The sequence below is a fragment of the Paenibacillus sp. FSL K6-1122 genome (assembly GCF_037977015.1).
GTDB lineage: Bacteria > Bacillota > Bacilli > Paenibacillales > Paenibacillaceae > Paenibacillus > Paenibacillus amylolyticus.
Map to the genome: position 1 here is coordinate 2,911,099 of NZ_CP150272.1, position 18,772 is coordinate 2,929,870.

Here is an 18,772-nt window from a genome sequence, read left to right on the forward strand (position 1 = left end):
GAGTGAGAAGACATGTGAACTGGTTGTGTTTGTTCATTCTACTGCTGCTTGTCGGCTGCACAACCCCTGAGTCTGAATCTGTTCCTCCTCCCATCTCGTCTAACAACTTCGAAACTCTTCCCTCCGTTGAGGAATGGATGGAATCAGCGGTAGCAAGGGATACCTCTACGAAACCGATTGTCTTAGGTTTTTCACAACTGGGCAGAGAGAGTGCCTGGCGTCTGGCAAACTCCACGTCTATTCGCAATGCTGCAGCTGAATCGGGAATCTCCCTTGTAATAAAAAATGCAGAACAGTCTCAGACGAAACAGTTCGAGGCTGTTCGGTCGTTCATCAGGCAAAAGGTGGATGTCATTGCCATTGCACCGGTCGTGGAATCGGGCTGGGATGGTATTCTTCAGGAGGCCAGGGATGCAGGTATACCCGTGATTATCGTAGACCGGTCAGTTGATGTCAAAGACACTTCACTTTTTGTGACAACGATTGGATCGGACTTTTATGAGGAAGGTGTGAAGGCCGGGAAGTACATTCAGGATCGGATGCGAAATCAACCGGGTTTGATACGGATTGCCGAACTGCAAGGTACGAGTGGTTCTACACCCTCTATCCAGCGTGGCGAGGGCTTTAGAAGCATTTTCGAAACCAGAGCAGATATCATCTTCTCACAAAGTGCTCCTGCCGATTTTACGGAGGACAATGGGAAACAAGTGATGAAAGGATTCCTTCAGGTCCCGGAAGACAAACGACCGCAGGTTCTTTTTGCCCATAATGATGAAATGGCTTTTGGCGCCATACAAGCGATAGAAGAAGTTGGGCTGAAGCCGGGAGAGGACATTATCATTGTCTCGGTGGACGGCTCCCGCAAAGCACTTGAAATTCTGGCGAGTGGGAAAATCAACGCTGTGGTGGAATGTAACCCGCTGCTTGGTCCTCAGCTTATGCAGGCTACAAAAGAAATTATTGCAGGGCGTACACTCCCGAAGCGCATGGTGCCTCCGGAGGACATCTTTACACAGGAGAGTGCTAAACGGGAGATGTACAACAGGCGATTCTAGAATTCGTGAATAAATAGAACATTTTGGATAAAATTCAATTTACTTTAAATAAACTTATCGTTTATACTGAACTCACCTTGAACTAAAAGCTCTTCTCTATGAGAAAGGACGTAGCGGATTACATACTTTTGAAAGCGCTTTTTTCGAGGGGTGAAAGTTCGATAAAGAGAGGGAGTGTAGAAGGTATTATGCTGTGAATATAATATGAGGGAGGTAATTTTATGTTCAAAGTAAAGCTGGCAAAGGCGGTAATATCTCTCGCACTTTTCGGTACCTTGTTTTCTATTCCGGGGGTGCCTGATGCTCGTGCTGCAGATGCAAGTTGTCCGAATGGTTATGTAGGTCTGACGTTTGATGATGGCCCATCTGGAAATACAACAAACATGCTTAACGCGTTGAAGCAGGCTGGCTTACGGGCAACGATGTTCAATGTTGGACAAAATGCACAAAATAATAAATCTCTGGTTTCTGCACAAGTAGCAGCTGGTATGTGGATTGGCAATCATTCCTACACACATCCAAACTTGACTACATTAAACAGTTCTCAGATGTCGTCAGAGATTACTCGGACACAGCAGACGATCCAGTCTATTACCGGAAGTTCACCTAAACTGTTCAGACCTCCTTACGGTGCGACAAATGCGACCTTGAAATCCGTTGTGAGCCAAAACGGCCTAAAGGAAGTACTGTGGAACGTAGATTCCCAAGACTGGAATGGCGCCAGCGCAGCCCAGATCGTAGCAGCTGTGAATACGATGAAAAGTGGTGACGTCATACTAATGCATGATCAGTACCAGACGACACTTCAGGCCATTCCGCAGATTGCACAAAATCTGAAGAATCGTGGCCTTTGCTCCGGCATGATCTCATCAACTACCGGTCGGGCAGTCGCACCCGATAATAGCACTACCAATCCCCCGAGTAACGGAACAAAAGTGGAAGCTGAGAACATGACCAAAGGTGGACAATACACCGGCAATATCAGTTCTCCTTTCAATGGTGTGGTCCTCTATGCCAACAATGATTTGGTTAAATACACTCAGAATTTTGCAACGAGCACTCATAATTTCTCGCTTCGTGGAGCTTCAAACAATGCCAACATGGCTAGAGTTGATTTGAAGATTGGCGGACAGACGAAGGGAACCTTTTACTTTGGCGGAAGCGCTCCAGCGGTTTATACCCTGAATAATATCAGCCATGGGACGGGAAATCAGGTCATTGAGTTGGTTGTAACAGCCGATGATGGGACATGGGATATATATATCGATTACTTGGAAATACATTAACAAGCTTAGGTTGATTGAAAAATAATGCACTATAATGAAATCCCGTTGGGTTGACCCAATGGGATTTCATTATGTTTTTTGCTATTTTGTAACACAAAAGTGGAAGGAAAACATTTATAATGGATGAAATTGTATGTGAAGAATCTGGTTTCTATTGAAAAATTTCATGGAATGGGAGTGAAATCATCAAATGATCATCATGATTAATGGAGCGTTTGGTTCGGGAAAAACTTCTGCAGCAGAAGCACTTCAGCCCTTAATTGCAAACAGCATGATCTACGATCCTGAAGAAATAGGTTATATGCTCAGAAAACTTCTTCCGGAGAATTGTAGAGAGGAAAGGGAACGTACGGATGATTTTCAAGATATCGATCTATGGAAAATTCTAACCGTAAAGACGGCTAAAGAAGTAAAGCAGAAATACAACAGACACTTAATTATCCCCATGACCATCTATAAAGAGGAAAACTTTCATTACATCTATAACGGGTTGAAAGAGATCGATCAGGACATTCATCATTTTTGCCTTACGGCTACAGAAGAGACGATTTATCATCGTTTGGCTAAACGTGGAGATGAATATGGAGGCTGGCAGTATCAACAAGCACCAAAGTGTGTTGAAGCTTTCAAAGATGAACAATTTCAAACTCGCATTATTACCGATCATCTGGAGACTAGTGAAATCATAGAACTCATATTGAGGAAGGTTCTATCCAAATAATTATCATTTTTGATTAAGGAGGATTTTAGGATGATGATTGTACATGTACTCTTAAGAAAAGAGTGGGAAGCCGCGTTGATTAATGGAATTCTAAAATAAAGTCAGAAGCTATATGGGAAAATCTGTATAATGAAGGCAGGGAATATCCTCATATTTACGGTGAATTAAATCTAGACGCGGTATTTCATACATATGATGAAGAAATGAACAGAAGAGGATGGAACCTAATTGACGGCTGTGACTTTTGAAGAGGTAACCGAACAGTACCTCCATGAAATTAGAGAGATTTATAACTATTATGTAATGAATACAACGATTTCGTTTCATACGGAGAAATTAGATCTTGATCAGATTAAATCCTCTGTGATGAACAAGGATACACGGTATAAAACTTATGTAATTCTTGAAAACAATCAAATGATGGGCTATGTTCTGATCACCCAATATAAGAGTAAACAGGCATATGACATTTGCGGTGAAGTCACCATATATTTGAAGCCCGATATTTTGGGAAAAGGCTTGGGGAAACAAGCACTACGTTTTATTGAGAAGATTGCAAAAGAACAAGGATTCCATACCTTAATTGCGACGATTTGCATGGAGAATACAAGAAGTAAATCATTATTTGAGAGAAATGGTTATGAACAATGTGCTCTGTTTAAAGAGATCGGATATAAATTCGATAGAAAACTGGATATTGGAAGTTTCCAAAAGATATTGTAAGGAGAATACGAAATGAGTAAAAACCTATATATTATATCTGGCCCTCCTGGAGTAGGGAAATCTACAACTTCAAAGCTGCTAGTTCAGACTTTAGATAAAAGTGCCTACATTTCTGGAGATGCGGTTAGTCACTTTCCGGTCAAAGGGCGAGGTAAACCCTGGCTTGATAAGGATACAAACGACTTAACTTGGAAAAATATATCTAGTCTGGTGAAAAACTTATTGGATTATAAATACGATGTAGTGCTGGACTATGTGGCCTTTCCGGAAGACATTGATGGGTTAATGACAGAATTGGCAGACTATCATGTTCGCATAATCTATGTTGTATTGATGGTTGATCGTCAAACCATTATTCGTAGAGACCGTCTAAGAGCAGAAGAATATCAAATGAAAGAAAGAAGTATAATTCTGCTGGATGAGTTTGAAAATCATCCGGATCTGAGAGTAGATAACAAGCTGTATACTAATTATTTTACAGAAGAACAATTATCTGAAATAGTAAGTGAAATTATAAATAATGAGAAATATCGGGTGAAATAACTGCACTGTTATTGTGCTTCGAATTGAAAATGATAAGAGGGTGAACAGATGAACAGAGGAATACGTTTTGAAATACCAAATGCCTATGGTCGCTTTCTTGGGGAGATTTTAAAACCAATGGAAGTATCTAATTTCGATTGGTTTATTGGTGAGGAGGAGTCCTATTTCGTTGTTGATGATACGTTAGGGGATGATCTTTTTCCGGATGTGATTATGGGTATGAATGGAGAAGAATTACAGAAGATTATTGATGACAACGAGTATTATTTAATATTTGCGAATTTAAAAGCATTTCCAAAAGGCTCACAAATAACAGATGTAATCACCTATGAAGATTATGTGGAGAGTGAGTGTCAGATGGTTCTTCTTGTGATCGATAGTATCTACGTCACGGTTTATTGTAAAGATCTAGAGAAAGTCGAGGAATTATATAATCATATAAATAGACAGGGATTTGAATCTCTCGCATATTTAACAGATGAGAATGATGCTAGGACAAAACTATCGGTCTGGTGATAAAGGAGCATGGGATTAACTGCTAAGGTTTGATAGAACATTCCATGCTTTTGTTGATATGCGTTAATGTAGCGATGAGTTTAGTGTTAGGTGTTAACGCTAACGAACCTGACACCTCTTATTCGGGAATTTGAAACGCCCTCCGAAATCTAAGGAATCTGAGACACGCTATACCAGAAAAAATAGCCTTTTGTAGCGTTTTTGTCAGATGATTGTGGGAATTAAGATGTCTCATGTTCCTTACAATTTTTTAAGAGGACGTGAAGGCCGAATAAGATGTCCTGTGTTCCTTAGAAAATCGCCTGGCGATTCGCCAGCATCAGTCACTCTGAACTTCAGGAATTTTCGGACGGTAAGCTGGCACCCATCACCGTTTACTTGCCTGAGTTTTCAGACACGCTCTAGTCCGTTTCCCTATGATATTTGAATGTTTATGAATACGATTACATCTTTATGAAGCAGGGGAATTGCCTTGTCTGATTACTATTGGGATGACCAAATTGAATATCTGAGAAATATGCGGTGGCTTTACTATAACGATGATTATCTTGAATTTTTGTTTTTGGTTCAACGTGTATGGAAGATTAAAAATTTAGTAGATATTATCAACTTGGTTAACCTATGCTCCGAACATGAAAATTACATCGGGAATTGTGACGAGATAGGTGTACTGCTTTTATTACACATAAGGAGGTACACATGATGATATATAGGAGAAAAACCTATATTATTGCGACTTCTTTTGTAGATGAGTTTAATGCTCTGTTTAATGATATTTTGCTGCCATCCCAGTTGAAATACGGATCAAGACTTATTGGGAGATGGCACACAACAATCGATGATGAAACCAGCGAAATTTTTGCGATGTGGGAATACGATACCTTTGAACAATACGAAGAGATTGAGAAAAAGATAAAATCAGATACAGAACACGTAATGCGAGTTCAAGCCCGTTTTGATCAGATTGGAAGACATCGGTATAAAGATGTATTTCGAGAAGAGATTAGGCAAGCGTTTTTCACATCGACAGTAGAGCGCGAACAAACGATTTTGAAGTGAATGAAAAAGGAGTTGAGAGAAAGATGGAGACAGAACGACTTATATTTCGGAAATATACCAAAAATGATTTCGATTTACTTTTTGAAATGACTCGTGAGCCAAATATGATGAAATTTATAAGACATGGAGGACCCTGGACCAATGAAGAAACCATGCAAAGCCTGGAAAAGTTCATCAACTGGAATAAAGACGATAAAGGGCTGTTACTCGCATTTAACAAAGAGGATAACAAGTTAATTGGAACCTCTGGTCTGATTCCTCAAATCATTGAAGGCACTGATGAGCTTGAAGTTGGTTACTGGGTTATAGAGCAATACTGGGGAATGGGTTACGGATATGAACAAGCAAAAGCGTGGAAAGAATATGGTATGGATCACTTGAAGCAGAAAAGATTAATATCGTTAATTCAACATGGCAATGTGGGTTCTATGAAAGTCGCGCAAAAGAATGGCATGAAACACGAGAAGGATGTAGACATAATAGGGAAAAATGTAGCAGTATACTCGATTGAGGTGAAGTGAATATGACTCCATTTCCTGAGCTAGAAACCAAAAGATTGCTGTTAAGAGAGATTAAACAGAGTGATTCCCAAGACATATTTCAATATTTTTCTTCAGATGAAGTTACAAGATTCTACGATTTAGAAAGTTTTACAACTATAAAACAAGCAGAAGAACTCATACAAAGATGGACTGAACGATTCGAAAATGGTCAGGTCATCCGCTGGGGAATTGCTTTGAAATCGGACAATAGAATTATTGGAACATGCGGATTTCATGGTTGGATGAAACAACATCATAAAGCTGTGATGGGATATGAGTTAGCACCGGAGTTTTGGCGACAGGGTTATATGACCGAGGTAACTCAGAAAATCGTTGAATATGGATTCAAGAACCTTGAATTAAACAGAATTGAAGCATTTGTAGAGCCAGAGAACGCGGGATCAAGAAAGTTGCTTGAGAGAATTGGGTTCAGTGAAGAAGGCATATTGAAAGAACATTTTTATTGGAAAAATCGATTTGTTGATAATGTCATCTATGCAATTTTGAAGAAAGAATATGTATGAGAATCCGAATTATTGGATCTTGCGGTAGTGGGAAATCAACATTAGCCCAAGAATTGTCGGATCAATACGGTGTTCCTTCTTATGAATTAGACAATCTCATCTGGGACAGAAGTGCCGAAAATCTGAGATATCCTGAACATGTTAGGGATGAATCCCTCCAATCTATTGTCAGTTCCGAAACTTGGATCATAGAAGGAGTACAGTGCAAAGATTGGACAATAGCGTCCATCCAGGAAGCGGATTTGATTTTTGTATTAGCTCCAAATGTTTTCATTAGAGATTATCGGATTATAAAAAGGTTTGTATTGTCCAGAATGGGTTTGCAACCGTGGAATTACAAGCAGTCATTCAAGAACTTATGCAAGATGATTGTGAAATGGAACCATCAATATAATATAGAAGAAGTTATATGTACAATTAACAGAAACCATAAGACTGCAACAATCACGAAGAATAAAAAACAAGCGATACAGTTGATTGAACATCATTTGGAAGTGGTTGTAAGTGAAATTGAAAAGACTTTAGAATCAAACAAGGATTGTCGAAAGAGGAGATGCAGTGGTGAATATAAGAATACAACCAGTCACCCGAGAGAATTGGGAAGAGGCGCTGAAGATCTCTTTGTATGAACACCAAACGTCATTAGTTCCATCTGTTATTGAGGGGATCGCTTACGCCTATATAAAACCGTGGGATGAAGCATTTGATCCTTACGTACTTGAGATTGATGGGAAGGTATTTGGTTTCTTTTATCTAAGTTATACGCCAGATAGTACAGATAATTACTGGATTGGTGGTTTTCAAATCGATCAATCCTATCAAGGCAAAGGAATGGGAAAGCGCGCTATAAGAGCCATTCTAGATTACATTACAAAACAGCATCCGGAATGCAAGGTTATTTCATTAACGGTTGAACGGGATAACGAAATAGCACAGAATTTGTATAAGAGCATGTCCTTCATTAGTGAGAACAGAACCAATTCAGATGATGAAGTGATCTACAGGTTGGCAATAAAATGATAGACTCAATATTTAAGAGGGCAATATATCTTTGTTAACCAAAAGCGAGGATTGGTTGCGGTATTCACAACGATTATATCCGATGATAGCTTGTTACCACTTCAATGGTTTAACAATTATATATTGAAAGAATAGTTGTTTATGGGAGAGATAACATGAGCCACTGGTTTGATCTAGATGAACTTGATCCAGAGTTAATCAAATTTGCAGTTATGATCGCTAAATACAAAAATAAATTCATCATTATAAAAAATAGGAAAAGAGGAGGTTGGGAGATCCCAGGAGGCAACAAAGAAATAGGGGAAACACTTTTACACACGGCAAGTCGAGAACTCTATGAAGAGACAGGGGCAGTACACTTCGAATTAATACCTTATGGTGTATATGAATGGAATGGGAGCTTTGGTATGGTTTCTTATGCTGAGGTTAAATTGCTGGAGAGCTTACCGGAGTCTGAAATCGATGAAATAAAGCTTGTGGATGTATTACCTGAAGGGATGAACTTCGGAGATATGTTTTATCGTTTCTCAGACAGATGGGATGGACTTGAGAACCATAAGCTTAAGAAATACACTATCGAAATAAATCATTTGAATGAGTTACCTGAAATTAAAATAAGCTAGTTTTAGTTGGAGGAACTCTGTTTTGAAACTAAAGGAGATGAAAAGAACTAGTGAATAAGAATAAGGGACTCATCAGGTCACTATTACTTTTATTGATTTTAATTTTGTTATGGAATTCCTTTCGAACTTCAATTTTTGAAGCAGTTACTGTTCAAAAGATTAATGAAAATGAAATGACTGTAATTAATTTTAATAATCTTGAAAGAACAATAGCCGTTCCAATGGATATGTCAAAACTAATTGAAGAGAACAAGGAATACACTATTTTGTACGATAAAAGGGTCTTTGATAAATACAGACTTCGATCAATAAAGCCATAGGATCTTAGAAATAACATGGGGAAGGAGAGATGCAACAATCATGATAACGTATAGAACGTTGACCCTTGATGATGTGAATCAGTTGCAGGAAATAGATCGCTCGGAACATATTGATCTCATTTATGAAATGAGGGAGAACCGATTGGTTGAACTTGAACAAAATCATGAATGCTCAAACTGGGATGAGATGCTTTTGAAAGAGATTCAAAATCGATATGTGTACGAATTAGAACAAGGTGGCATGGCATATGGCGCGTTTGCTGACGATCAATTAATCGGATTTGGTGTGCTGGCACATCAATATAGAGGAAAAAAACGAAATCAATTACAAGTTGACTTGATGTATGTCTCACGCGGGTACAGAAGACAAGGCGTTGGAAAACGTATTCTAAACGAGTTAGGTGAAGAGGCTAAGAACCGTGGTGCACAGTATCTGTATATCTCCTCCACAGAGACGAAATCAGCGGTATCCTTTTATAAAAGTCAGGGCAGTCAGATTGCAAGTGAGATTGATCAAGAACTTTATGACAAAGAGCCGAACGATATACATATGATAAAGGAGCTGGGCACATGACAACGGTTGGGATACTCGGAACCATTCATATGTATCGTTGGAGCCGATCACAATTACATCTTCCAAGAAGAGCTGATGATAGAACCCGTTGAATTGTTGTATCCGTTACGATAAAGGAACCGTTGGTAGAATTACAAATGAAACTTATTATTTAAGGAGCATTACATGCGCAAAAAAATACGTAAAACACTCAAGTACAGCATATTCAGTATTATTTTAATAGTTATAGTAGCTCTGATATTTCCCACATGGACACCCAAAATTAAAGGTGAAAACAGCATCAGCATGTTAGAACAGGTCGAAATTAACGGTACAGGACATGAAGTTATGATCAGGGGTGTTGATCGGACTAACCCTATCCTAATTTTTGTGCATGGCGGGCCGGGATGCTCGGAGATTCCATACGTAAGGAAGTATCAGAAAGAGCTTGAGCAACACTTCACAGTGGTGCATTACGATCAACGCGGGAGTGGAAAGTCCTATCACTTTTTTGAAGATTACTCGAATCTCACAACAGATGTATTAGTAGATGATTTGTTAGAGTTAAGGGATTATGTATCTAAGGAGTTAGGTCAAGAGAAGGTTATATTAATCGGTCATTCATTTGGTACATACATCGGGATGAAAGCTGCGGCTAAAGCACCTACTCAGTTTCACGCTTATATAGGCATTGGACAGATGGCTAATACACTTCAGAGCGAACTGGAAAGTTTGGAGTACACGTACGAGCAAGCGAAACAAGCCGGTAATGAAGATGATGTTAAAAAACTGGAGCTAATCCGCAGCTCGATCGAGCAAGGAAAGGAACTTACGCCTAGAATTTTGCTGCAAAAGTACGGTGGTGCAGCCAGACTCATCAACGAGAATAGAGATTATATTTCAGGATTCCTTTTTAATCCCGAATATAATGGGCTGGATATGATTCGCTTTTATTCAGGGATGTTCAGTTCACAAGACATCTTACTGAGGGAAGCATTTGATCAAAATTTACCTGATATTGTTGATCATCTGGAGATTCCTACCTATTTTGTAACGGGTAAATATGATTATATGACCACTGCAAATGCAGCACGTGATTATTTTGACGTATTGGATGCACCGATCAAAGACTTCATTGTATTCAACGAGTCGGCGCATTACCCACAGTTTGAAGAGAAAGAAAAATTCGTAAAGTGGTTAAATGAGCTATTTTAATATGCATTGAGAGGAGCAAGATCATATTGTTAAATGAATTCATTGAGCTTGAAGAAGAGAGTGATGAGAGTTACCGGTGTTACACTCTGCAAAATACTGTGCAAATATTTAAACATTGCATACAGGATGAGGATTTAAATGACTTTCGAATATATGTGTCCACTAATACACCGTTAGATTCAATTGTTCATAAAATAGAAGATTACATTAAGTGGTTTTCAACTTGTGAGACTGTCTTTCGAGATTATTATGAGAATGAACTTCAGGAAAAAGTACATCAGAATTGGTTTAATGAGATTGAAGTCTATCGTGTGGATATCACATTTAACAGTATAGCCGATTACGGCGCAACAATATCTTGCGGAGATCATATTTTGCGCGATCACATTATGATTATTGATTTTGATAGAGAACAAATCCAAGCAATCCACTTAAACGGATAGATGGATTATTTTGTAGTAAATAGTCACAAAAAACAATAAATATATCGCTTTATTTTCCATAAATGTGTTATTATGTTGTTGTTGGACGAAGAATTCATTTGTTTGATCGATAGAGAGAGGAGGCACGTATTCTCGAATCATTCAATCTGTATGCATAGATTAACTGCACTGCTTGTTAAAAATAATAGAATAAGCGGAGGTATGGTTATGTTCAAAAAATGGAAGAAATTTGGCATCAGTAGCTTGGCACTGGTATTGGTGGCTGCGGTAGCCTTTACGGGATGGAGCGCTAAAGCATCAGCAGCGGACGCTTCGCAAATAGTGTCTGAGATGGGTGCAGGATGGAATCTCGGCAATCAGCTGGAAGCATCGGTGAACGGTACACCGAATGAGACAGCTTGGGGCAATCCTACGGTAACTCCAGAGTTAATCAAAAAGGTAAAAGCGGCAGGCTTCAAATCCATTCGTATTCCCGTTTCCTATTTGAGTAACATTGGAAGCGCTCCCAATTATACGATCAATGCGGCATGGCTGAATCGAATTCAGCAAGTCGTGGATTATGCGTACAATGAAGGTCTGTATGTGATCATCAATATTCATGGTGATGGGTTTAATTCCGTACAGGGTGGATGGCTACTCGTGAATGGTGGCAATCAGACTGCCATTAAGGAAAAATATAAGAAGGTGTGGCAGCAGGTTGCCACCAAGTTTAGCAACTACAATGATCGTCTTATTTTTGAATCCATGAACGAAGTATTCGATGGTAACTATGGCAATCCAAACTCGGCCTATTACGCCAATCTGAACGCATACAATCAAATCTTCGTGGATACGGTTCGTCAGACTGGAGGTAACAACAATGCCAGATGGTTGCTGATTCCAGGCTGGAATACCAATATTGACTACACTGTTGGTAATTATGGCTTTGCTCTTCCAACAGATAATTACAGATCCTCAGCTATTCCTAGTTCGCAGAAGAGAATCATGATCTCAGCACACTATTACTCTCCGTGGGATTTTGCAGGTGAGGAAAACGGCAATATCACACAGTGGGGTGCAACTTCTACGAACCCTGCCAAAAAGTCTACTTGGGGCCAAGAGGATTATCTTGAATCGCAGTTTAAGTCCATGTACGACAAATTTGTGACTCAGGGCTATCCCGTAGTGATTGGTGAGTTCGGTTCCATTGATAAAACGTCCTATGATTCCAGCAACAATGTCTATCGTGCTGCTTACGCCAAAGCAGTTACAGCAAAAGCCAAGAAATACAAAATGGTTCCTGTTTATTGGGATAACGGGCATAACGGTCAACATGGATTCGCCTTGTTTAACCGTTCAAACAAAACCGTGACGCAGCAAAATATCATTAATGCCATCATGCAAGGTATGCAATAAATTACTGTCTGGCTGTATCCGTGTAAACGGCGTGTTCCTGTAAAAGGGACATGCCGTTTTTTTGTGCTACTGGAGATGAAGATGAACAACATTTACCAATGCATTTTACATAAGCCACATACAGAATTCATTAAATCCCACACTAGCTTTTATATACTTAATTTGCTTGATATAGCGAACTAAAAGGACTAGGTGGTAGACAGAATGTTAAAAAAACGTGATTTGCAGGAATGCCTTTCACTGTACAGCTTAATGATGGACCCCGCAGTTTCTCCTTACGTTCGTTATCAATGCCAATCGTATGAAGAATATCTATTCCTGACCAAACAATTGATGGTCGAAGAAGAGCAAAAGACAGTGATTTCCCGAACGATTTTGAATGAAACAGGGCAGCCTATTGGAACCATTGATCTATATCATATTGAGCATCAAACCGGTTTTTTAGCCACATGGATTGGTTCACCGTTTTTTGGGAATGGGTATAGCCAAAGAGCCAAATCAGCCTTTTTTGTTGAATTGTTTCTGGAACATGGGATTGAAACGGTATTTATGAAGATTCGCAAGCAGAATATAAGATCCAGAAAAGCAGTACAAAAACTGCCTTATGTGAAGTTAGCCAATGATGTGTATCCAGATGTATATCAACGGATTAATTTGAATGAACAGATGTATGATCTGTATTATGTTGAACGGTCAGCCTTTTTCGAAAATAGTATGGATCTGCACCAAGTGGTAGCTACGTAACTTATTCAGAGAGCGTCAACAGCGGCGTCAGTGATGACGCCGCTGTTTGATATGATGATATAGGAACGGACTGTTAATATAACATGCAGGAATATGGACTAGAAAATCGAAAGACATTAAGTAGATAACCTCATAAAAAGTGGACGGTTAATCAAGGAGGCATGAAATGAATAATATTAACAAGATTTTGGGTGTAGTCCTCATGCTTGGCAGTGTGTTTATTTCAACGATGGAGAGAATTTCAATACGAGTCTCTGTCGCTATAGTAGAAGCAGGATATGCGTCAGGAGGGACGAACGTACCCCAGTTTGCTCAGATGAACGAGCATCCAACAGGTTTACTCGTATACTTCATGTTTTTTGTTGGATTCATACTATTGGTGGCGGGATTCCCCGGGAGTTATAAGAAAAATCGTAATCATGGGTATAACAAGGAAGTTTAGCTTGAGGAGGGATGAAAGTGGCCCAACAGGAGGAAGTGTTATCGGGAGGTAATGTGAATCAGGTCGTCAGAATAGGTGAGACTGTTCGCCGGCATGTGAAACCAAATCCATATGTGGTTGAACTGCTTTTACATCTCGAAAAAGTTGGTTATGATCATGCCCCTCGATTTCTGGGAATAGATGAACAGGGGAGAGAAACGCTCTCTTACCTCGAAGGCATCGTTCCAGGCAATGACTACCCTGATCTAGAAGAGTATATGTGGTCAGACGAATCTTTGATTGAAGTCGCAAAACTGTTGAGAAGTTACCATGATGCGACAGTTGGATTTACAACAACATCAGTTTCAACGAACAGATATCCAGGCATAACAGAAGATGAAGTTGTATGTCATAACGATTTTGCGCCGTATAATGTGGTGTACAAGGATGGCCGTCCTCAAGGCATTATTGATTTTGATATGGCGGGTCCGGGTCCGCGAATGTGGGATATCGCCTATGTCTTGTATACATCCGTTCCACTCGCAAATTTCTCACCAGAGATGGACGGAAAGGGTGTAATGCCATACGTCAGCCAGGCACACGGAACTGTTCGAAAAGAACGGATTGCCTTATTCATGGCTACGTACGGGCTGAGTGTTCCAGCAGATTTGAAGGATTGGGTCATATCCCGTATCCGTTTCATGTGTAAAACACTGACTGATCGTGCGGCTGATGGAGATGTCGCTTTTATGAAGATGGTCGAAGAGGGGCATCTGGCCCACTATGAGAAAGAAGTCATTTTTCTTGAAAACCATTGGGATGAATGGGTTTGAAAGGTAATGCTAATGGACCGCGTGATAGCCTACGGGCTGGACAGCGGTTTTTTTTGTTTTCATCTTTCAAATCCCTATAAATTCCTTTCTAATCATTTTCAACAATTGTGATCAACAATACAGCAATATAGTTCAGATTAGATCGAAATAACTGTGATACAATTCATTGTAAAGCGCTATCATTGTAAATTATTAAACTATATTGCTTTTTATATTCTGGGAAGGGAGATCTTACTGATGCTAACCATACACACCCCGACGAATATTGCTTTGCAGGAAAATGAAGTTTATGTGCGATCAGAAGCAGATAATTTTCAGGATGAATGGCCTGTTCATACGCATAATGGGTATGAGATACATTATTTTATTCAAGGAGATGCAACCTTTTTAATCGGTGACCGAATATATAAGCCGCTGCCTGGAGATATGTTTATATTCAGAGGCGGTGTGCCCCACCGAATCAATCCTTCAAGAGAAATGGTGTACAAGCGAAGTTTTGTCAATTTCACGGAATTATTGCTTTTGGACATGCTTGCTGTCAGTCAGTTGGAGAATCTGATGTCCATATTCCGTCATCCCAATGGGTTATTGGTGCATTGGCCTCCGGAGGAGCGTGAGTATATCACAGCTATATTTAAGGGAATCAAGGAGGAGATGGGGGCAGGAAATACAGGGTACAAAACAATGGTCAAATTGAGTCTTACCCAATTGCTACTGCGGATTTACCGGAAAACAACCAGTGAGCAATCCGCCAATCCTATCTTATGTTCTTCCCAGAAGCAGACAAGCGTAAGCCGGGTTCTTCATTATTTAAACCAGAACTATACGGAGAATGTTTCATTGGATGAACTGTCCAAAACACTCCATTTGAATAAATACTACATTTGTCATTCTTTCAAAGAGACGACGGGATATACCATAAGCAACTATGTTATACGGAAAAGAGTTGCAGAGGCCAAAAAATTGTTGCTGTCTACGGATGCACCGATTTTGTCCATATCTGAGACGCTAGGTTTTAACACACCTGTATATTTTAGCAGGGCCTTTAAACAATATGTGGGTGTATCACCACAGTTATTCCGTAAAAGTGAATTGCTCAACGAAGCCAAAATTCATTAGAACCTTCCAAGGAGATGTTGATATGACAAGAAGAACAACGTTTAAGCTCACCACTAGCATGGTATTGGTCATGTTACTCATCGTATTGACTGCTTGCGGAAATTCAGGTACCAATGCTAACCCAAAACAAACAACCCTGGATTTCCTGTGGTTCTCTGACGGAAAAGAAGGAGAAGTCATCAAGGAAATCATTAAAGATTATGAGCAGACCAATACCAAGGTTAAAATCAACCTGATTGAAGTTGGCTTCAAGGATATCCAAACCAAATTAAAAACAATGTTATCCGGTGGAAAGCCACCTGCCCTGAGCCGGGTCACGGATACCGGATCATTTGCTAATCAGGCGGTTGATCTGACACCTTACGTGGACAATGCGGACCAATTCGAGGATCAATTTATTGACTCACTTAAACCTTATTATGTTATTAATGACAAGCTGGTAGCGGCGCCTATGGATGTTACAGCGAATGGGCTTATTTATAACAAAACCTTATTTGATAAAGCGGGCGTCAAAGTACCGACCTCTCCTGACCAGGTATGGACGTGGGATGAATACACAGCTGCGTTAAAAGAGGTTATGGACAAAGGCGGAGCACGTTATGGCATGGTATGGGATGTCACACCGCATAGATGGTCCACTCTTTTGTATCAGAATGGCGGAAGCATCTTAACAGAGGATGGCACTGCAGCAGCGATTAACAGTGAAGCCGGAATCCGTAGCATGGAGCAGTTCAAGCAGCTTCATCAGGAAGGGATCATGCCCGAGTCCGTATGGCTCGGAGGGGAAAATCCGAACAACCTGTTCCGTTCCGGGACGGTGGCTACCCACTGGGCTGGTAACTGGATGATCAGCAATTACAAGGATATCACTGATTTTGAATGGGGAGTCACCTATATGCCAAAAGGAACACAACGTTCTTCAGTGCCAGGCGGGAAGTTTCTGATGGCATTCAAAGGCAGCGGATATGAGCAGGAGGCAGCAGAATTTATTGAATACTTAACGTCCAAAGAAGTGAATTCAAAATATAACCAAGAATCATTGTTTATGAGTCCGCGGAAGGACAGCTCTGTATTGAATTATGAATTCGGCAAGGAGATGTTTGAAATTTTCGCGGATGAACTGAAGAACAGTTCGCCTCTTGCAGCTAATGACTGGTCCAGACAGACCATTATATCCAAAATTTCAACGGACCTGAAAAATAATATTGTTGAGGTTTTATCCGATAAGGCAACTCCGCAGGAGGCATTGGATCGAACAGCCAAGCTGATTAACGAGGCTATTGGCAGTCAATAAACGTAAAGCGCTTTGGTTAATTCGTATACGGGGGCTTACCGATTCCTGTGAAGCCTCCCTTTCGAATAACGCATAAGGAAGGGGCAAGCAGATGAGTGAAGGACAACGATTAAACAAAAATACGCTGGCAAAACAGAACAGGAAGCTCGTTATTGCTCCTTATCTGTTTATACTACCCAACCTCCTGATCTTTGGAACCTTTATCGTATTTCCCTCTTTATTGGGCCTCTATTATTCCTTCCATGTCTATGATGGATTGAATCCAATGAAGTTTAACGGGCTGGATAATTATATCAAAATTATAGGAGATCGGGAATTTTGGTCGACCATCGGACGAACGGGGATTTATGCAGCAATTGTTGTCCCGCTAATATATGCAGCAGCGTTAGGCATTGCTTTGCTGCTTGCGCGCGAGATTAGAATGCGCGGGTTCTTTAGGGCCGTATTTTACTGGCCGACCATGATTTCTTACATTATCGTAGGATTGACCTGGAAGTGGATTTTCGGAGATTCATTTGGCATCTTGAATCATCTGTTAACCGTGGTTGGTGTGGAACCTGTCGGCTTTTTAACCTCTTCCTTTTGGGCAAATACGGCTGTAATCATCGCGACAGTATGGTCACGTGCAGGCTTTTTCATGGTCATTTTTATCGCGGGTTTGCAGGCTATACCTACGGATTATTATGAGGCTGCCCGCTTGGACGGGGCAACGGGAATGAAGGTGTTTCGCTATATCACGCTCCCGCTTTTGAAGCCCACAAGCTTGCTTGTTGTTATGCTGACTCTGATTGACGCGTTCAAAGCATTTCCACTTATGTTTGCGCTTACAGGTGGTGGTCCGGGCAAAGATACTACCTATATTGTTCAATATATTTATGAGATTGGCTTTAACAGACAGGAGCTCGGTCTGGCCAGTGCCATGTCGGTGATACTGTTTATCCTTATTGGTGGATTCTCGGCTCTGCAATTCCGTCTATCGAAAGGAGGGGCTACGTAATGGTAATGAAGCCTATGGTCAAAATCTTCATCTACAGTCTGTTAAGTGTTGCCGCAGTGGTGTGGCTCCTGCCTGTCCTGTGGGTCGTGATTTCTTCTCTAAAAACGAATAGAGATCTGTACAGCTTCCCTCCCAAGTTATGGCCGCAGCCAATCACCTTCGAGCATTTCAAGGAGGCATTCAGTAAAGGCGATTTTGGCTTGTATTTTATGAATAGTACGATCGTAACTGTAAGCTCAACGCTGCTACTGTTATTGATTAACTCCATGGCAGGTTTTGCATTGGCGAAATATCGCTTCCGCGGAAGCGCGATCATATTAATTGCTTTTGTCTCAACACTCATGATTCCGATTGAGGTAATTATGATCCCTATATTCAAAGTGCTGAGTGCACTGGGGTTGTATAATAGCCTACTCGCGATTATTATCCCGCCAGCAGCAACCCCAACAGGTGTGTTCCTTATGCGGCAGTATTTGTTGTCCGTACCGGACGAGCTGTTGGAAGCTGCCCGGATGGATGGAGCGGGCGAATGGAAAATTTACTGGAGCATTATTCTTCCGATAGCGAAGCCGATTCTTGCGGTGCTCGCAATCTTCTCCTTCATGTGGAGATGGGATGATTTTGTATGGCCATTAATTGCGATTAGTGATCCATCGAAATATACGATTCAGCTTGCGCTCTCTAATTTTATTGGTGAATACAACGTGGATTGGGGAAGTTTGCTTGCGATGTCCGTCATCACGATGCTTCCGGTACTGATTGTTTTTATGGTTTTCCAGCGGTATTTTGTCAGCGGTATGATTACTTCAGGAATGAAAGGATGAGT

The 18,772-nt window shown here is 40.5% G+C and carries 23 protein-coding genes; all 23 read left to right on the forward strand.

What is annotated here, in order from left to right; translation table 11 throughout:
* Positions 1-2 precede the first annotated feature (2 nt).
* Positions 3-1,055, forward strand: a complete 1,053-nt coding sequence (locus tag NSQ20_RS13550) for an ABC transporter substrate-binding protein (protein WP_340032723.1) — start codon at positions 3-5, stop codon at positions 1,053-1,055.
* Between the two features lie 221 nt (positions 1,056-1,276).
* Positions 1,277-2,341, forward strand: coding sequence for a polysaccharide deacetylase family protein (locus tag NSQ20_RS13555; protein WP_340032724.1), 1,065 nt, complete (start codon positions 1,277-1,279; stop codon positions 2,339-2,341).
* A gap of 190 nt (positions 2,342-2,531) precedes the next feature.
* A complete protein-coding gene (locus NSQ20_RS13560) occupies positions 2,532-3,062 on the forward strand; it encodes an AAA family ATPase (RefSeq protein ID WP_340032725.1) in 531 nt (176 codons plus the stop codon).
* A 237-nt stretch (positions 3,063-3,299) separates the two neighbouring features.
* Positions 3,300-3,785 (forward strand): GNAT family N-acetyltransferase, encoded by a 486-nt coding sequence (locus tag NSQ20_RS13565; RefSeq protein WP_282322188.1) that lies wholly within the window; start codon positions 3,300-3,302, stop codon positions 3,783-3,785.
* Positions 3,786-3,797: 12 nt separating this feature from the next.
* Complete coding sequence (locus tag NSQ20_RS13570; protein WP_340032726.1) at positions 3,798-4,328, forward strand: AAA family ATPase; 531 nt, start codon at positions 3,798-3,800, stop codon at positions 4,326-4,328.
* A gap of 48 nt (positions 4,329-4,376) precedes the next feature.
* Positions 4,377-4,844: a DUF2691 family protein gene (locus NSQ20_RS13575; protein ID WP_339188098.1), complete on the forward strand. Its 468-nt coding sequence runs from the start codon at positions 4,377-4,379 to the stop codon at positions 4,842-4,844.
* A gap of 699 nt (positions 4,845-5,543) precedes the next feature.
* Complete coding sequence (locus NSQ20_RS13580) at positions 5,544-5,903, forward strand: NIPSNAP family protein (protein ID WP_338708560.1); 360 nt, start codon at positions 5,544-5,546, stop codon at positions 5,901-5,903.
* 23 nt (positions 5,904-5,926) lie between these two features.
* A complete protein-coding gene (locus tag NSQ20_RS13585) occupies positions 5,927-6,424 on the forward strand; it encodes a GNAT family N-acetyltransferase (protein ID WP_338708561.1) in 498 nt (165 codons plus the stop codon).
* A 2-nt stretch (positions 6,425-6,426) separates the two neighbouring features.
* Positions 6,427-6,969: a GNAT family protein gene (locus NSQ20_RS13590; protein ID WP_127546102.1), complete on the forward strand. Its 543-nt coding sequence runs from the start codon at positions 6,427-6,429 to the stop codon at positions 6,967-6,969.
* A 561-nt stretch (positions 6,970-7,530) separates the two neighbouring features.
* Positions 7,531-7,989, forward strand: a complete 459-nt coding sequence (locus tag NSQ20_RS13595; RefSeq protein ID WP_340032727.1) for a GNAT family N-acetyltransferase — start codon at positions 7,531-7,533, stop codon at positions 7,987-7,989.
* A gap of 155 nt (positions 7,990-8,144) precedes the next feature.
* Entirely contained in the window at positions 8,145-8,612 is a 468-nt protein-coding gene (locus NSQ20_RS13600; protein WP_127546115.1) for an NUDIX domain-containing protein, read from the forward strand.
* A gap of 50 nt (positions 8,613-8,662) precedes the next feature.
* Positions 8,663-8,932 (forward strand): hypothetical protein, encoded by a 270-nt coding sequence (locus NSQ20_RS13605; RefSeq protein ID WP_101313464.1) that lies wholly within the window; start codon positions 8,663-8,665, stop codon positions 8,930-8,932.
* A gap of 40 nt (positions 8,933-8,972) precedes the next feature.
* The gene (locus NSQ20_RS13610; protein WP_340032728.1) at positions 8,973-9,506 is read left to right on the forward strand and encodes a GNAT family N-acetyltransferase; all 534 of its coding nucleotides are present in this window, start codon (positions 8,973-8,975) and stop codon (positions 9,504-9,506) included.
* 165 nt (positions 9,507-9,671) lie between these two features.
* Positions 9,672-10,700 carry an alpha/beta hydrolase gene (locus NSQ20_RS13615; protein WP_340032729.1) on the forward strand — a complete coding sequence of 343 codons (1,029 nt, stop codon included), beginning with the start codon at positions 9,672-9,674 and terminating at the stop codon, positions 10,698-10,700.
* Between the two features lie 26 nt (positions 10,701-10,726).
* Positions 10,727-11,143: a hypothetical protein gene (locus NSQ20_RS13620; RefSeq protein WP_253507730.1), complete on the forward strand. Its 417-nt coding sequence runs from the start codon at positions 10,727-10,729 to the stop codon at positions 11,141-11,143.
* Positions 11,144-11,350: 207 nt separating this feature from the next.
* Entirely contained in the window at positions 11,351-12,538 is a 1,188-nt protein-coding gene (locus NSQ20_RS13625) for a glycoside hydrolase family 5 protein (protein WP_340032730.1), read from the forward strand.
* 204 nt (positions 12,539-12,742) lie between these two features.
* Positions 12,743-13,282 carry a GNAT family protein gene (locus NSQ20_RS13630; RefSeq protein WP_340032731.1) on the forward strand — a complete coding sequence of 180 codons (540 nt, stop codon included), beginning with the start codon at positions 12,743-12,745 and terminating at the stop codon, positions 13,280-13,282.
* A 166-nt stretch (positions 13,283-13,448) separates the two neighbouring features.
* A complete protein-coding gene (locus NSQ20_RS13635; protein WP_036609065.1) occupies positions 13,449-13,724 on the forward strand; it encodes a hypothetical protein in 276 nt (91 codons plus the stop codon).
* An 11-nt stretch (positions 13,725-13,735) separates the two neighbouring features.
* Positions 13,736-14,536 carry a phosphotransferase gene (locus NSQ20_RS13640; protein ID WP_340032732.1) on the forward strand — a complete coding sequence of 267 codons (801 nt, stop codon included), beginning with the start codon at positions 13,736-13,738 and terminating at the stop codon, positions 14,534-14,536.
* A gap of 237 nt (positions 14,537-14,773) precedes the next feature.
* Positions 14,774-15,655 carry an AraC family transcriptional regulator gene (locus NSQ20_RS13645; RefSeq protein ID WP_036609061.1) on the forward strand — a complete coding sequence of 294 codons (882 nt, stop codon included), beginning with the start codon at positions 14,774-14,776 and terminating at the stop codon, positions 15,653-15,655.
* Between the two features lie 22 nt (positions 15,656-15,677).
* Positions 15,678-16,949, forward strand: coding sequence for a sugar ABC transporter substrate-binding protein (locus tag NSQ20_RS13650; RefSeq protein WP_340032733.1), 1,272 nt, complete (start codon positions 15,678-15,680; stop codon positions 16,947-16,949).
* Between the two features lie 91 nt (positions 16,950-17,040).
* The gene (locus NSQ20_RS13655) at positions 17,041-17,946 is read left to right on the forward strand and encodes a sugar ABC transporter permease (RefSeq protein ID WP_036609058.1); all 906 of its coding nucleotides are present in this window, start codon (positions 17,041-17,043) and stop codon (positions 17,944-17,946) included.
* Positions 17,946-18,770 carry a carbohydrate ABC transporter permease gene (locus NSQ20_RS13660; protein ID WP_340032734.1) on the forward strand — a complete coding sequence of 275 codons (825 nt, stop codon included), beginning with the start codon at positions 17,946-17,948 and terminating at the stop codon, positions 18,768-18,770. Before NSQ20_RS13655 ends, NSQ20_RS13660 begins: the two co-directional genes overlap by 1 nt.
* The last annotated feature ends 2 nt before the right edge of the window (positions 18,771-18,772 follow it).

Coding starts and splice junctions, on each gene's coding strand:
- NSQ20_RS13555 (WP_340032724.1), top strand. CDS start 1,277: ATGTTCAAAGTAAAGCTGGCAAAGGCGGTAATATCTCTCGCACTTTTC.
- NSQ20_RS13560 (WP_340032725.1), top strand. CDS start 2,532: ATGATCATCATGATTAATGGAGCGTTTGGTTCGGGAAAAACTTCTGCA.
- NSQ20_RS13570 (WP_340032726.1), top strand. CDS start 3,798: ATGAGTAAAAACCTATATATTATATCTGGCCCTCCTGGAGTAGGGAAA.
- NSQ20_RS13575 (WP_339188098.1), top strand. CDS start 4,377: ATGAACAGAGGAATACGTTTTGAAATACCAAATGCCTATGGTCGCTTT.
- NSQ20_RS13580 (WP_338708560.1), top strand. CDS start 5,544: ATGATGATATATAGGAGAAAAACCTATATTATTGCGACTTCTTTTGTA.
- NSQ20_RS13585 (WP_338708561.1), top strand. CDS start 5,927: ATGGAGACAGAACGACTTATATTTCGGAAATATACCAAAAATGATTTC.
- NSQ20_RS13590 (WP_127546102.1), top strand. CDS start 6,427: ATGACTCCATTTCCTGAGCTAGAAACCAAAAGATTGCTGTTAAGAGAG.
- NSQ20_RS13600 (WP_127546115.1), top strand. CDS start 8,145: ATGAGCCACTGGTTTGATCTAGATGAACTTGATCCAGAGTTAATCAAA.
- NSQ20_RS13610 (WP_340032728.1), top strand. CDS start 8,973: ATGATAACGTATAGAACGTTGACCCTTGATGATGTGAATCAGTTGCAG.
- NSQ20_RS13615 (WP_340032729.1), top strand. CDS start 9,672: ATGCGCAAAAAAATACGTAAAACACTCAAGTACAGCATATTCAGTATT.
- NSQ20_RS13625 (WP_340032730.1), top strand. CDS start 11,351: ATGTTCAAAAAATGGAAGAAATTTGGCATCAGTAGCTTGGCACTGGTA.
- NSQ20_RS13630 (WP_340032731.1), top strand. CDS start 12,743: ATGTTAAAAAAACGTGATTTGCAGGAATGCCTTTCACTGTACAGCTTA.
- NSQ20_RS13635 (WP_036609065.1), top strand. CDS start 13,449: ATGAATAATATTAACAAGATTTTGGGTGTAGTCCTCATGCTTGGCAGT.
- NSQ20_RS13640 (WP_340032732.1), top strand. CDS start 13,736: ATGAAAGTGGCCCAACAGGAGGAAGTGTTATCGGGAGGTAATGTGAAT.
- NSQ20_RS13645 (WP_036609061.1), top strand. CDS start 14,774: ATGCTAACCATACACACCCCGACGAATATTGCTTTGCAGGAAAATGAA.
- NSQ20_RS13650 (WP_340032733.1), top strand. CDS start 15,678: ATGACAAGAAGAACAACGTTTAAGCTCACCACTAGCATGGTATTGGTC.
- NSQ20_RS13655 (WP_036609058.1), top strand. CDS start 17,041: ATGAGTGAAGGACAACGATTAAACAAAAATACGCTGGCAAAACAGAAC.
- NSQ20_RS13660 (WP_340032734.1), top strand. CDS start 17,946: ATGGTAATGAAGCCTATGGTCAAAATCTTCATCTACAGTCTGTTAAGT.